At 48.8% G+C, this 14,747-nt stretch carries 18 protein-coding genes; all 18 read right to left on the reverse strand.

The window, feature by feature from the left end; translation table 11 throughout:
- Positions 1 to 40: 40 nt before the first annotated feature.
- Positions 41 to 1,390, reverse strand: coding sequence for a pyrimidine-nucleoside phosphorylase (locus tag JG770_RS01690; protein ID WP_291954342.1), 1,350 nt, complete (start codon positions 1,388 to 1,390; stop codon positions 41 to 43).
- Complete coding sequence (locus JG770_RS01695; RefSeq protein WP_291954343.1) at positions 1,387 to 2,571, reverse strand: phosphopentomutase; 1,185 nt, start codon at positions 2,569 to 2,571, stop codon at positions 1,387 to 1,389. Before JG770_RS01695 ends, JG770_RS01690 begins: the two co-directional genes overlap by 4 nt.
- 22 nt (positions 2,572 to 2,593) lie before the next feature.
- Complete coding sequence (locus JG770_RS01700) at positions 2,594 to 3,604, reverse strand: WYL domain-containing protein (RefSeq protein WP_291954345.1); 1,011 nt, start codon at positions 3,602 to 3,604, stop codon at positions 2,594 to 2,596.
- A gap of 89 nt (positions 3,605 to 3,693) precedes the next feature.
- On the reverse strand, positions 3,694 to 4,335 hold the full coding sequence (locus tag JG770_RS01705) for a hypothetical protein (RefSeq protein WP_291954348.1): 642 nt from the start codon (positions 4,333 to 4,335) through the stop codon (positions 3,694 to 3,696).
- 64 nt (positions 4,336 to 4,399) lie between these two features.
- Entirely contained in the window at positions 4,400 to 4,834 is a 435-nt protein-coding gene (gene fabZ, locus JG770_RS01710; RefSeq protein ID WP_291954351.1) for a 3-hydroxyacyl-ACP dehydratase FabZ, read from the reverse strand.
- Between the two features lie 128 nt (positions 4,835 to 4,962).
- Positions 4,963 to 5,283 (reverse strand): thioredoxin, encoded by a 321-nt coding sequence (trxA, locus tag JG770_RS01715; RefSeq protein ID WP_291954490.1) that lies wholly within the window; start codon positions 5,281 to 5,283, stop codon positions 4,963 to 4,965.
- An 89-nt stretch (positions 5,284 to 5,372) separates the two neighbouring features.
- A complete protein-coding gene (locus JG770_RS01720; protein WP_291954493.1) occupies positions 5,373 to 5,615 on the reverse strand; it encodes a metal-sensitive transcriptional regulator in 243 nt (80 codons plus the stop codon).
- Between the two features lie 36 nt (positions 5,616 to 5,651).
- Positions 5,652 to 5,897, reverse strand: a complete 246-nt coding sequence (locus JG770_RS01725; protein WP_291954354.1) for an SHOCT domain-containing protein — start codon at positions 5,895 to 5,897, stop codon at positions 5,652 to 5,654.
- Between the two features lie 49 nt (positions 5,898 to 5,946).
- Positions 5,947 to 6,603, reverse strand: a complete 657-nt coding sequence (locus tag JG770_RS01730) for a tRNA 2-thiocytidine biosynthesis TtcA family protein (RefSeq protein WP_363320877.1) — start codon at positions 6,601 to 6,603, stop codon at positions 5,947 to 5,949.
- Positions 6,604 to 6,665: 62 nt separating this feature from the next.
- Positions 6,666 to 7,286 (reverse strand): bifunctional phosphoribosyl-AMP cyclohydrolase/phosphoribosyl-ATP diphosphatase HisIE, encoded by a 621-nt coding sequence (gene hisIE, locus JG770_RS01735; protein ID WP_291954360.1) that lies wholly within the window; start codon positions 7,284 to 7,286, stop codon positions 6,666 to 6,668.
- Positions 7,287 to 8,057, reverse strand: a complete 771-nt coding sequence (gene hisF, locus JG770_RS01740) for an imidazole glycerol phosphate synthase subunit HisF (RefSeq protein WP_291954363.1) — start codon at positions 8,055 to 8,057, stop codon at positions 7,287 to 7,289. It abuts the gene before it with no gap.
- Positions 8,058 to 8,059: 2 nt separating this feature from the next.
- Positions 8,060 to 8,776, reverse strand: a complete 717-nt coding sequence (gene hisA, locus JG770_RS01745) for a 1-(5-phosphoribosyl)-5-[(5-phosphoribosylamino)methylideneamino]imidazole-4-carboxamide isomerase (protein ID WP_291954365.1) — start codon at positions 8,774 to 8,776, stop codon at positions 8,060 to 8,062.
- A complete protein-coding gene (hisH, locus tag JG770_RS01750; RefSeq protein ID WP_291954368.1) occupies positions 8,773 to 9,375 on the reverse strand; it encodes an imidazole glycerol phosphate synthase subunit HisH in 603 nt (200 codons plus the stop codon). The genes hisA and hisH overlap by 4 nt, the downstream gene beginning before the upstream one ends.
- Positions 9,375 to 9,971 carry an imidazoleglycerol-phosphate dehydratase HisB gene (gene hisB / locus JG770_RS01755; protein WP_291954370.1) on the reverse strand — a complete coding sequence of 199 codons (597 nt, stop codon included), beginning with the start codon at positions 9,969 to 9,971 and terminating at the stop codon, positions 9,375 to 9,377. The genes hisH and hisB overlap by 1 nt, the downstream gene beginning before the upstream one ends.
- Complete coding sequence (gene hisD, locus JG770_RS01760) at positions 9,968 to 11,260, reverse strand: histidinol dehydrogenase (RefSeq protein ID WP_291954373.1); 1,293 nt, start codon at positions 11,258 to 11,260, stop codon at positions 9,968 to 9,970. The genes hisB and hisD overlap by 4 nt, the downstream gene beginning before the upstream one ends.
- Before the next feature lie 6 nt (positions 11,261 to 11,266).
- Entirely contained in the window at positions 11,267 to 11,905 is a 639-nt protein-coding gene (gene hisG / locus JG770_RS01765) for an ATP phosphoribosyltransferase (protein WP_291954375.1), read from the reverse strand.
- A gap of 3 nt (positions 11,906 to 11,908) precedes the next feature.
- Entirely contained in the window at positions 11,909 to 13,093 is a 1,185-nt protein-coding gene (gene hisZ, locus JG770_RS01770) for an ATP phosphoribosyltransferase regulatory subunit (protein WP_291954379.1), read from the reverse strand.
- Between the two features lie 109 nt (positions 13,094 to 13,202).
- Positions 13,203 to 14,642, reverse strand: coding sequence for an aminopeptidase (locus JG770_RS01775; protein ID WP_291954382.1), 1,440 nt, complete (start codon positions 14,640 to 14,642; stop codon positions 13,203 to 13,205).
- Between the last annotated feature and the right edge of the window lie 105 nt (positions 14,643 to 14,747).

Raw genomic sequence — 14,747 nt, forward strand, 5'->3', positions numbered from 1 at the left:
CACCTACCAAAAATCAGCGCTATTACAGTTAAATTATATACTATCTATCAACGTTTGTGAAGAGTGAAAAACGTTCTATACCGTGCTTGGATAGCAACGAATAGATAAGTTTCGGCCTTTCTATAAAATCTTCGGATGTTTCGATAGAATTTAAAATGTCCGGCAGCACTCCGTTTAACCTCTGTTCATCATTGGCATATACCGTGGCTATTATCTCGTCTTTACGGACAAACTCCCCCGCTTTCTTATTGAGCATAATACCGGCAGAAAGGTCGATAGCGTCGTCTTTGGTCGCCCGTCCCGCGCCCAGCCTCATGGCGCACAGCCCAAGCTGCTCCGCATGGAGCCGTGATAGATACAAATCCCTTTCGGCCTTGATCTCATGCTTGATCTTTGCTTGCGGTAAAAGCGAATAGTCCTCCAACGCCTCGCAGTTTCCGCCCTGTGCTGCCACCATCTCTTTTAACTTTGCAAAGCCCCTGCCTGATTTTAACGCATCTTCAAGCATCGATACGGCTTGTCCTCCGCTTGCGGCCATGCCCGCCAGCATAAGCATATGGCTGCCGAGGAATAAACATACATCGAGCAGGTCTTTGCACCCTCTTCCCTTAAGCGTTTCGCAAGCCTCTATTACTTCCAATGAATTGCCTATGGCAAGGCCAAGAGGCTGATTCATATCAGTAATCGCCGCCACCGTTCTCTTTCCCGCGTTTTCCCCTATATTAACCATAAGCTCAGCCAACTTGACCGCATCGTCGTAGTCCTTCATAAAAGCTCCTTCGCCAACCTTCACGTCCAGCACGATGGCATCCGCCCCTCCCGCCAGCTTTTTGCTCATTATTGAACTGGCAATAAGGGGTATAGCATCGACTGTTGCCGTAACGTCCCTTAAAGCATACAGCTTTTTGTCGGCAGGTGCCAGGTCTTCCGTCTGGCCTATAATAGCCAGGCCAATCGTGTTTACATTATTGATAAACTCATCCATGGACAACGAGACCCTCATTCCGGGTATCGATTCAAGTTTATCCAGCGTTCCTCCCGTATGCCCAAGCCCCCTGCCCGCCATTTTTGCAACGGGCGCGCCGCATGCCGCCACCAGAGGCGCTAATACAAGGGTCGTCGTATCAGCTACCCCACCGGTGCTGTGCTTATCGACCTTGATACCGTTGATGGCCGAAAGATCAGCCATCTTACCCGATTTCGCCATAGCAATGGTAAGGTCGGTTGTTTCCCTGTCATTCATGCCGGAAAAATAGACGGCCATATTAAAGGCGGCCATTTGGTAATCGGGTATATCCCCGTTGGTATAACCATCAATGATATATTCAATTTCTTGTTTATCAAGCGCTTGCCCGTCTCTCTTCTTCTTTATAAGATCTACCATCCTCACAATCTGTCGCCCCCGATTTCCCTAAGAAAGCTTATGCCATGTTCAAAGGGTTCAAGCCCGAAGTTTTCAGCTACGGTTTGTGCGATATCGGAAAAGGTATTCCTGATGCCAAGAGAAACGCCATTTTCATTTGAAGGCGTGTATACCAAAAGCGGCACATACTCCCTCGAATGATCGGTGCTCTCGGTGGCCGGATCGCAACCATGATCGGCCGTTATTATCAGCAAATCCTGTTTTCGGACATGGGCCATGATATTGGGCAAAGCGTCGTCAAATTCCTTTAAGGCTTTCGCATAGCCCGCGACATTGTTCCTGTGGCCGTATTGCATGTCAAAGTCCACAAGATTAGTGAAAATCATACCGCTATTCAAGCTGTCCATGCAATCGATCGTTGCTTTTATGCCATCGCGGTTATTTCCGGTATGATTGCTTGACGATATGCCTCTATGGGCGAATATATCCTCGATCTTGCCCACCGCGCAGACCTCAAAGCCCTTGGCAATCATCCGGTCCAGCATGGTGTCCTCCGGCGGAGCAAGAGAAAAATCCCTTCTGCGCTCAGTTCTGATAAAGTTGCCCGGGGTACCGACAAACGGCCTGGCAATTATTCTGGCGACTGTATGTTCTCCCGTCATTATTTCTCTCGCTATATGGCACATCTCATACAGCTTATCCGGCGGTATGATATCCTCATGAGCGGCAATCTGAAATACACTGTCGGCCGAAGTGTATACTATGGGATAGCCTGTTGTGATATGTTCCTGGCCCAATTCCTCAATTATCTCGGTGCCGGATGCCGCTTTATTGCCTATGACCTTTGTGCCTATCCTTTTTTCAAATGCCTCTATAATCCCTTGTGGAAAACCGTCAGGATATGTCCGAAACGGCTTTTTGAGCCAAACTCCGGAAATTTCCCAATGCCCCGTCGTAGTGTCCTTCCCCGCGGACCTTTCGGCCATCTTCCCGTAAAATCCCATGGGATGACCAACCGGCGGCACGCTGGCAAGCGATTTTATATTGCCCAGCCCCAATCTGCCCATATTGGGCAGTTTAACCCCCGTAAGTTCGCTTACATGCCCAAGCGTATCCGAACCTTCATCGCCAAACAAGGCGGCATCAGGCAGTTCTCCTATTCCCACGCTGTCCAGCACAATCAAAATTATTCTATTGAAATAACCCATCAAAACGCCTCCTGAAAAATACTTAGGATTTATAATGCCTGCACATACCTTCCGCTTGTTCTTTTATAACATCCGCCAGCAGCTTAGGCTTAAGCACGACCGCATCGCTGCCATAGCTTAATATCCACCGTCCTATTTCCTCCAAATTGGATACCGTCTTGATGAATACAACGGAACCGTCGGGTTGCTTTATAAGTTTATCGGCCTTCCTTTGCTCATATTCACATACCAGCCTGGCGCCCTTGTTTACAAAACGCACTTCCACCGTATAGTGCTGATCGCCTTTTAATATATTCCACACATAATCGGTATACTGCTCGTAAGAGAAATTCGGATCAATTTCGAAGTGCTTGTCCAGCACATCAATCCATTTTATTCTATCTACACGAAATTCTCTTATCTCATTGGATTTATGGCAGTATCCCACAATATAATAATTGCCATTTTTGAAAAATAACAAATAGGGATCCATTTCCCTCACGCTCTCTTCATCCGACGTGAAAGAATAATACCTCATCTTTACAGTGCAGCGGTCATCAGCCGCCTTTTGAAGCAGATTCATAACACCATCGGAAATTATATGATCCGACGACAGGTCATTGAGATCCACCTTAAAATAAGACGCCATCTGTCGCATAAATTTTTTATTGGGAGCAGGCATGGAATTGATGATGCGATCGACTATCTTATAGGCACCCTCTCCTATCATACTGTTGGAAAATGGTTTTGCTATCTCGCGAAGGAAGTATAGGCCGAGTAATTCATCTATACCTAAATCCAAATTATGTATGTTAAATGCGCCGTCTTTGAACAGCTTATAAATCGGCCGCGCATCGTTTCCGTCCTGGTATACGAAACCAACCTCGCTTAAGTCATCCAAATCATTCATTACAGTGGCGCGAGTAGCCGTATAGCCCGCCTTTTTAACCTTCTCAGTCAATTCCGTCTGGCTGTAGCCATTCGGATTCTGAGCCAGCAATTTTATTATATACCATTGGCGTTCTATCTGCTTTTGGTCGGTGTTTTTGGGCATAGCACATCCCCTCCACAATTATATCAATCTTAATTATATGCCCTTTTTCCTTTTTTGTGAAGGGAGAAAACACCGCTGCTCATCCAATACTATTTAACATAGGCTTTGGCCACCGCTTCCAGTTTCTTCACCTCTTCGGTTGACAGGTGGTTCTTCAATATCTTATCCATATCTTTGGCTTCTTGCAGCGTAACGCCATCCACAGCCATATTGGCCATCTTTTTTATATCGTTCATATCGACTTTAGCCAGCAACTTTGCTACTTCAAGTTTATCCTTAACGCTTACGCTGCCTTTTGCTTCATCCAATTGCGCCAATGTGGCCACCGTTTTTGTGTTATCGGGCTTGAGAGGTGCCGGATCTTCGACGGGTTCATCCGCGGCATCTTTCTCAAACCATGCCGCCAGCATATTTTCGTAGCTTTCTATGGTTTCCTTGACGTCTATCTTTTGCGTCGCTTTATCCTGGGACGGTGGCTCGCCTGCGTCGTTATCAGATTGAGGCACGGCTTCGGTTTCATGCTCATGTATAACCGTATCATCTGATTTCAATTCATCCGACGTTTCCAATGATTCGCTGATTGCCGATGCGGGCGCCGGCTCCACGGTCATTGTATCGCCCGATGCCGCAGCAGGCGTCGTTATATCGAATCGGTTTACGGTCGTTATGGCACAAACCGAGGTCACGGTCAGCCATATCACGATCAGACTGGCTATGATATCTTTTTTCAAAGCAAAATACCCTCCAGAAATATTATTCTAAAGGGTATTATCATCGCAACGCGGCGTTTTTATACTAAATGCCTTGTTTATCGGTCAATACAAACATAAGCTCGGCCTCGGCCGCCAGTTGATCGCCCACATAAGCCGAGCCTTTGCCCTTGCCTATGGAACCTTTCACCTTTACAAGCTCCACTTCCATACGCAATTGGTCACCGGGTACGACCGGTCTCTTAAACCGCGCTTTATCTATACCGGCAAACATAGCCAGTTTGTTCTTATTTTGTTCCATATTCAACACCGCTACGGCGCCTACCTGCACCATAGCCTCTAAGATCAGCACGCCGGGCATTATAGGGTTACCGGGGAAATGCCCCTGAAAGAACGGTTCGTTTACAGTAACATTTTTTATGCCCACCGCCCTTTTACCTTCTTCCACTTCTAATATGCGATCCACCAGCAGGAACGGATAGCGATGAGGCAATATATTCTGTATTTCCCTTATATCCATGACACAGCAACCTTTCATTTTTGTTTATATTTTAACCCAGGCTGCCCGATATATCAACAGTATTCCGACTGCAAAAATAAAAAACCGGTCCGGGCATATGCCCCAACCGGCCATTGTACTATTGATTTTTAAACCAATGCCTTAACGGCGCTCACCACGCGCTGTTTGGGTGTAACCCCTATAATCTGATCGACCATGCGGCCGCCTTTGAATATGCCCAGCGTGGGTATGCTCATAATCCTGTAAGTAGATGCTATCAGCGGATTCTCATCCACGTTCAGTTTAGCCACCTTGAAATCATCATTCTCTTCGGCTATTTCTTCTATTATCGGAGCCATCATGCGGCAGGGGCCGCACCATGCCGCCCAGAAATCTACCAATACAGGTTTATCGGACTGCAATACTTCCTCACTAAAATTTGTATCCGTAACCTCTATAACTTTAGCCATAATTATCAAATCCTCCATATAAAATATACTGTCCCCCCGTATGGGGTATCATAGTTAAATTTTAAGCCATCCGGCTCGTTTTGTCAAGCTTATTTCGCAAATTTCAATATGGTATTGATCAACTCGGCTACCTCGCCGGCATCGATCTTGCCGTTGTTATCTTTAACCAGGCACTGTATGGCGTGTTCTTCCAGCAAAGAATAGCCCACCTTCTCCAAAGAAGCTTTAACCGCTGCTATCTGAAGCAAGACTTCCTGGCATTCCTTACCTTCTTCTACCATGCGCTCTATGCCGCCTATGTGACCTTTTATTGTTTTAAGGCGGTTTAACATATCTTGTCTCGCATCCGACACCAATATACCTCGCCCCTATCTTTTCAGTTTTTCTTTCATTTCTTCATATTCTTGCTCGGTTATCTCACCGCGCGCAAATCTCTGTCTCAATATCTCCATGGCTTGGTCATGCCCAGATGCACCGCGGCTTTCATTGCCCGATAAATGCTTTATAAGGTATATAACACCTATTATTACGGCCACGATGAGCGCTATCTCAAATATAAACCACAATATGGCGATAATGCCGATGCCGCCCGCCGGGCCCCATCCATCCATCATGAAATCATCACATCCCTTCTTAATATATTATAGCACCAAATCACACGTTTTACCGCTCCATCCACAACTTTTGTCGTATGGCGTTGAACACCAGATCTTTGGTCTGCGGGCCAAAAGCCGATAAGCCATCGACAAAGCGTTTGATCTCCTCGCGCTGTGTCCTGCCGTTTGCCGGACACGGATTGGTTATCACCGGAAACTCCAGCCTTCTGGCCATCCCTTTGGTTTCGGCCTCTTTTATATATATAAGCGGCCTTATGACCGTTATGCCGCTGCGTGTAAGATGAACTTTTGGATCGAAGCAGTATATCCTTCCCTCATAAAACAGACTGAGGAAAAAGGTTTCAACGGCATCATCCCTGTGATGCGCCAGCGCTACTTTATTGCACCCGAGCCGGCGGGCGGCGGTATTCAGAATGCCACGCCTCAGATTGGCGCACAATGAGCATGGATTATGCTCTTTTCTTATATCGAATACCACCTCTTTTATATTGGACGGCACGACGTGGTATTCCACGCCCAGCCTGTCGCAAAATTCCTGTACAAGTGCGAAATCAGCGCCCGAGAATCCCTGATCTATCGTTATTGCCACGGGTTCAAATTTCTTAGGATAAAATGAAGCCAGGCGGCTCATGGCATACAGCAGCGTCAGGCTGTCCTTACCGGCCGATACCCCGATAGCTATCCTATCGCCGTCATCTATCATGTCAAAATCCTGTACGGCCTTTCTGACCCTGCCCAATATGCGCTGTACATACTCCCCGTCTATCAATGCCTGCGCCCCTTCAACTCAGCGTATATATCGTCCAGCGTCATACCCTGCTGCACCAGCAGTACCAGCACATGGTAGAATAAGTCGGCCACCTCCCAGCGCACTTCATCATACACGCCGTTTTTAGCCGCTATTATGACCTCTGCGGATTCCTCGCCCACCTTTTTCAGTATCTTATCTATACCCTTTTCAAACAGATAATCGGTATAGGAACCCTCTTTGGGGTTATTCTTCCTGTCCACTATAACATCGTACAGCTCGGCCAACGCGTCCTCTTTGACGGTATCGGGCTGTTCTACAACGGTATTGAAGAAACACGAACGATGTCCCGTATGACAAGCCGCGCCTATCTGCTCGACCTTTATAAGCAGCGCGTCAGCATCACAGTCGTAGCTTATGCCTTTTACATTTTGAAAATGACCCGATGTCTCGCCCTTATGCCATAACTCATCGCGGCTGCGGCTATAAAAACAGGTCTGGCCTGTCTCCATCGTTTTACGCAACGACTGCTCGTTCATATAGGCCAGCATGAGCACTTGCCCATTCGTATAATCCTGTATTATGGCCGGTATAAGGCCTTTATCGTCGAATTTAAGCTCGCTTATAAAATCATCCATTTATTTTTCCTCCATTCTCACCGGTATGCCTTTATCGGCAAGATACCGCTTCACCTGCATTATCTCCAACTCCTTATAATGAAAGAGCGATGCGGCCAACACCGCATCGGCCATGCCCTCCGCTATGGCATCGTAGAAATGCTCCAGCCTGCCCGCACCCCCCGATGCTATGACCGGTATATTTACCGATTGCGCCACAGCCCTCGTAAGTTCTATATCGTAACCGTCTTTTGTGCCGTCGGCATCCATGCTGGTAAGCAGTATCTCACCGGCTCCCATGCGTTCGGCCTCAACAGCCCACTCCAGCGCATCGCGGCCGGTATTAACGCGGCCGCCATTCAGGTAAACATCCCACCCGCTACCGTCGTCCCTGCGTTTTGTATCTATGGCCACGACGACGCACTGGCTGCCGAAACGCCACGCTGCTTCGGATATGAGCTCAGGCCTTTTCAATGCCGCCGAGTTAACCGATATCTTATCGGCTCCTAATTTTAATATGTCACGAAAATCATCTATGCCGCGTATGCCGCCGCCTACCGTAAACGGTATGAATACCTGCTCGGCCGTGCGCGCCACCACATCGCGCATTGTGGCGCGGTTATCCGATGATGCCGTTATATCCAGAAACACAAGCTCGTCGGCGCCGGCTTTGTCATAATATGCCGCTATTTCCACCGGATCGCCGGCATCCCTCAGGTTTACGAAATTCACCCCTTTTACAACACGGCCGCCGGTGACATCCAAACATGGTATTATACGCTTTGTGAGCATGATCATTCCTCCAATCCCAATGCATCTTCAAGGTTTATGCGCCCGTCGTATAAGGCTTTGCCTATTATAACGCCAGCCGCGCCGGCCTCCTTCAGCCGCTTTATATCGTCCAGATCAGATATGCCTCCCGACGCTATTACGTCTCCGGCAAATGATTTTACCATATCAGCGATGGCCTTCACATTAGGCCCGCCCAGCATACCGTCTTTTGATATGTCGGTGTATATAATGGTCTTAACGCCCATCGCGCTCATCTGCCCGGCCAGATCGCAAGCCGATACGCCGGTTACATCCACCCAGCCCCGAACGGCCACCATGCCGCCTTTGGCATCTATGCCTACTGCTATCCGATTACCGTAACGCTGTACGACTTGTTCCACTAAAGACGGCTGCTCGATGGCGGCCGTGCCTATGACAACGCGGCTTATGCCCACCTCATCCAGCATATAGCTTATAGCCTCCATGCTGCGCATACCGCCGCCCAGCTGTACCGGTATATCCACCGACAGCGCTATGCGCCTTATAGCCTCCATATTGGCAGATGCGCCGGCAAAAGCGCCGTCTAAGTCCACCACATGCAGCCATCGCGCGCCGGCCGATCGCCAGCGCAGCGCCGCCGCCAGCGGGTCATCCTCGTATACGGTTTGGCGCCCAATGTCGCCCTGTACCAAGCGCACGCATTTGCCACCTTTTATATCTATAGCGGGATATATCGTCACACCTCCAGCCTCCCGAAATTCTTTAATATATTTAATCCTACCGAGCTGCTTTTCTCGGGATGGAACTGTACCGCAAATACATTGTCTTTGTGTACGGCCACCGGCATATCAATGCCATAATGCACCGTAGCTGTCACTATATAGGCATCGATAGGATTGACATAGTAGGAATGCACGAAATACACGTAAGGATGCCGGCTCAATCCGTCAAATAACGCGTCCTCCTTATGCTCGAGGTCATTCCAGCCCATATGCGGCACTTTAAGGCCCGGCGGTATATGCTCCACCGTACCCTTGAATACGCCCAGCCCCTTATGAGCACCGCCTTCATAGCTGGTATCCATAAGCAACTGCAGCCCGAGGCATATGCCTAAAAAAGGCTTTCCACTATTTATAAAGCCGTATATGGCCTTATCCAAACCGCGGTCCGTCAGTGTAGACATGGCATCAGCAAAGGCCCCTACGCCGGGCAGCACTGCCCTATCGGCTTCGGCTATGACAGCGGGATCATCGGTTATAAAAGCATCGAATCCTATATATTGAAACGCCTTCTCCACACTGCGCAGATTGCCCATACCATAATCTATGACTGCTATCATTACAGCACCCCCTTGGTGGAGGGCACGCCTTTTATGCGTGGGTCTTTTCCCACGGCCGCATCCAGCGCCCTGCCCAGCGCCTTAAACGCCGCCTCTATAATATGATGCGCATTGCGTCCATACAAACAATTTATATGCAGCGTTATGCCGGCGTTAAAAGCCAGAGCGCGGAAAAATTCCTCAAAAAGCTGGGCATCCATCTGGCCTATGGACGGCACGTCCAACGACACATCGTAATGCAGGTACGGCCTGCCGCTTATATCCAGCGATACCATAACCAGCGCCTCATCCATGGGCGCATAAAATGTGCCGAAACGCTTTATGCCCGATTTATCGCCCAAAGCTTTATAAAAGGCCTGTCCCAAGCATATGCCTATATCTTCAACGCTGTGATGGCCGTCAACATAAAGATCGCCTTTACACGACACCTCTATATCGAACAGGCCATGCTTCGCCATAAGCGTCAACATATGATCCAGAAAGCCGATGCCGGTATCCACACGTGCCGTACCGGCACCATCCAGCACCCATTTGACATATATATCGGTCTCGGCGGTACGCCGCGTTACCTCGCCCATACGCTGTACTTCCATCATTTAAACCTCACTCTCACCGAATTGGCATGAGCCGTAAGGCCCTCAAATTGTGCCAGATCTATTATATCATCCTTTATATCGGATAGCGCACCTTCGGAATAATATATAAAGCTGGATTTCTTTATAAAGTCGTCGACGCTGAGCGGCGAGTAAAACCTCGCCGTGCCGCCGGTGGGCAGCACGTGATTGGGTCCCGCCATATAATCGCCCAGCGGCTCGGGGGAATACTTGCCCAAAAATATCGAACCGGCGTTTTTTATACCGCCCAGCATCTCAAATGGCCGGCTGACCATAAGCTCCATATGCTCGGGGGCGATATCGTTGGCCAATCGCACCGCCTCCCTCATATCCCGCACTAAGATTATATAACCGTAATCGGACAGGGATTGAGCGATGATATCGCATCGCGACAGTGCCGCGCATTGCTTCGGCACCTCTTGTGCAACCGTATTGGCCAGCCTTTCATCATCGGTTATAAGTATCGACGACGCCATAGGATCGTGCTCGCTTTGCGACAGCAGATCGGCCGCTATAAACGCAGGGTCGGCGCTGCTATCGGCTATTATAAGTATTTCGCTCGGTCCGGCTATCATGTCTATATCGACATACCCGTATACTGCACGCTTGGCCATGGCAACATATATATTGCCCGGCCCGGTTATTTTATCCACCCTGGGCACAGTATCGGTACCAAATGCCATAGCGGCTACGGCCTGCGCCCCGCCCATGCGGTATACCTCATTCACGCCGGCCTCTTTAGCGGCCACCAGCGTATACGGATACACGCCGCCATCCTCCATAGGTGGCGTGGCCATTATTATGCGCCGCACTCCCGCCACCTGGGCTGGTATGGCGTTCATGAGCACCGATGACGGATAGGCCGCGCGACCGCCCGGCACGTATATGCCCGCACATTCCAGCGCACGATAGATCTGGCCCATCATAGTGCCGTCCTCGCCGTTTATCATCCACGATTTGTCGAGTTGTTTGCTGTGAAATGCCCTTATATTCTCAGCAGCTTTCTTTATAACCTCTATAAAGCGCGGCTCTACCTTATCATAAGCATCATCTATCTCATACTGCGCCACTTTGATCGAATCGGGCAACATGTCCACGTGGTCAAAGCGTTTCTCATATTCCAGCAGCGCCTTGTCGCCTCTATCGCGTATATCCTGCACTATGGACTCGACCGAGGCTTTTATGTCGTCGCGGGCAAGCTGTGAGCGCGAGCGCAAGCGGGCTATAAAATCGTCTTTATCCTGCTCCCTCAAATCTATAAAGTTTATCAATCCGTTCTACTCTCCTTTTTGCACAAATGCTTTTACAGCTTCTACAATATCCATAATGGTCTGATGCTTGGTCTTGAGGCTGGCGCGGTTTACTATAAGGCGAGCGCTGACCTGGCAGACCTCGTCTATAACGTGTAAGCCATTCTCCCTCAGCGTGCTGCCCGTTTCGACCAGGTCCACTATGACGTCAGATAAGCCTACCAACGGGCCCAGTTCCACCGAACCGTTGAGTTTTATTATATCCACCGTTTGACCCCTGCGCCTGAAATAATCATCCGCTATATTGGGATACTTTGTAGCCACACGCGTATTGGCTTTTATGATGCCGCCGCTCTTGTCATCAGGACCTGCCAAAACCATGCGGCAGCGGCCAAAACCAAGATCCAACATCTCGTAAAGCGAACCGCCATACTCCATAACAGTGTCACTACCGGCTATACCTATGTCGGCGGCGCCGTGATCGACATACGTAGGCACGTCCACCGGCTTGACCAGTATCAGGCGGACGCCGCTCTTGTCATCATCGAATATGAGCTTACGCGACGACGAGCGCGCCTCGCTGCAGTCTATACCGCAATGTTCCAAAAGATCCATAGATAAATCAGCCAATCGGCCCTTTGCCAGCGCTATAGTTATATAGCTCAAGTTTCAGTCCTCCTTGCAAAAACGCAACACATTCTTTATCCCTCTCTCTGAGGCATAAGCAGTGGCATCGCCTATATCCTCTAGAGCCTCTGCAATCACGTCAAAGCCTTGCTGCCGCAGTTGTGCGGCACGCTCAAAGGCTTTGTTCATACCGCTTTCATCATAAACTATCAGATAGGCGCACGGTGGCGCAGGCCGCAGCTTACCATGCCTTTCCAAAGCCAGCATGAGGCGCTTTATGCCTATGGCAAATCCGGTGGCGGGCAATGCGGTGCCAAAGTTGGCCAACAGATTATCGTATCGACCGCCGCCGCATATGGAATAGCCAAGTTCAGCCACAAAAGCATTGAATACCATACCCGTATAATAATTGAGGTCGGGTATTATGCTTAAGTCGACCGATATGAGGTCATTCATGCCCCAGTTGGCCAGAGCATTGTATATTCCGTATATGTTATCCAGTGCCGCCATGACGGCCGGCTCTTTTACCATCGCCTTCGCTTTATCGAGAATGTCCAAGCCGCCAAACCATTGGGGCAAGCCGAGCAATATTTCTTTATAATTGTCGTCAATATCAATTTCATCCAGCAAGGCCGCAAGTGCAGGTATATTCTTTTGGTCTATAAGCCGGCTTATGCGCTGCGCATTCGGCTGGTCGACACCGCTTTCTTCGATTATAGATTTAAATACACCGACCTGGCCTATGACTATATGAGGATTATCCAGCCCAGCATATTTAAGCGCGGTTACGGCCAGCGCTATGATCTCGGCGTCGGCCAGTACCGAAGTGCTGCCAATCAATTCGACACCGGCCTGCGTGAATTGCCTCTGGCGCCCTGCCTGCAGCTCATCGTAGCGGAACACGTCGCCGCAATAGCATAATCTCAGCGGCATGGGCTCCGATACCATCTTTGTGGCCACCATACGCGCCACCGGCACCGTCATATCCGGTCTCAGCGCCGCTATGCGCCCGTTGCGATCGACAAACTTTAATATCTCCTCCTGATGCCTATATTTGCTGCTGTCACTAAAGACATCGTAATATTCATATATGGGCGTTTCCACAGATCTGTATCCCCAACGGTGAAACAAATCGGTAAGCCTGTGCTCCAGTTCTTCTTTATTATAGCACTCATCGATCAGATAATCCTGAGTACCCTCCGGTATATGCAATTTCCAGCTTTCCATCCATTCTCCACCCTAATTGCTTTATTACGTTAAAGCGATAAATCGCTAAAGTACATATATTATAATATAAGGCGCATCGGGTTGTCAAATCCCGTTTGCGCCTTATCCTTTACTTTATTTTCTCATAAAACGCCTTATACGCTTTATAGGTCATATACACATCGGCCTTGCTGGATACTTCTAAAGGCGCGTGCATGCTCAAGAGCGGCACACCGCAGTCCAGCACATCCATGCCGTAGCGAGCCAAAAACATAGCTATAGTGCCTCCGCCACCTTCGTCCACCTTACCCAATTCGCTGGCCTGCCATACTATTTCACTATCATTAAACACCTTGCGGACCTCGCCTACGAATTCCGCATGCGCGTCATTGGCGCCATATTTACCCCTTGAACCGGTATACTTATTTATAGCGACGCCTTTGCCTATGTACGCAGCATTGCGTTTGTCCTCCACCTCGGCATAATTCGGGTCTAAACCGTCGCTCACATCAGCCGATAACGCCTTGGTATTTAAGAGGATGTGCTTGACCGTAAGCTCGTTGTATTTGCCGTCCAATGCCACCAGCTCGGATACAAAGCGATCCAAGAACACCGACTCCATGCCCGTATTGCCCATGCTGCCTATCTCTTCTTTATCTGCAAATAGAGCAACGCATGTTTTATCGGGGTTATTAAGCGACAGAAGAGCCTGCAATGATGTATAAGCGCACACGCGATCATCCTGACCGTAAGATATGATCATGCTGCGGTCAAAGCCGAGGTCGCGCGCATTAAATGCAGGCACCAGTTCTATCTCGGCGCTTATAAAGTCCTCTTCGGTTATACCGTATTTTTGTTGCAGCATCTGTAGCACGGTAAGTTTAACCCGTTCTTTTATCTTATCCTTTTCTTCTTCAGATACATCAAGCGGCATGCTGCCGACCAACACATTCAAGCCTTCCCCGGTTATTCCTTCCGACATCTTTTTATCCATCTGCGATTTGGCCAAGTGAGGCAGCAAATCGGTGATGCAAAAGACCGGATCGCTGTCTTTATCGCCTACGCTTATTTCCACCTTGGATCCATCGGCTTTTATTATAGTGCCATATACAGCCAGCGGCGTTATAACCCACTGATATTTTTTTATGCCGCCATAATAATGCGTATCAAGGAACGCCAGGCCCTCGTCTTCATAAAGCGGTTTTTGTTTTAAATCCAGCCGCGGCGAATCTATGTGCGAGCCTATAAGATTAAAGCCACCTTCCAGCAGCTGCTTACCTATTACCGCCAGAGCTATCGTTTTGTTCTTCTGCATATAATATACCTTCATGCCGGGCATGAGCTTTGTATTATCCTGTTTTAGCTGTTCTATGGGTACAAAACCCTTTTGTTCCGCCACACGCCTTATCTCATTGGCACACCGGCGCTCGGTCTTGCTATAACTTAAAAAATCCTTATAGCCCTCGCAGAATTCAAAAACCTCGTCGCGCTGTTTGCCGACAGTATCCCATGCCAATTTGGCCTTGTATGTCAAATGTTCTTGTAATTCTTTTATATCTGATTCCATCATTATCACTCCTTTATAGTCTTTATAGTATAATATCTTATATCCCTTGACATTTCTGCGTATACAGTAATACAATTCTAAGAGACATTACCAAAACTTGCGGAGGAT

The organism is Mahella sp. (assembly GCF_020054945.1).
In the GTDB taxonomy this organism is placed as follows: domain Bacteria; phylum Bacillota; class Clostridia; order Mahellales; family Mahellaceae; genus Mahella.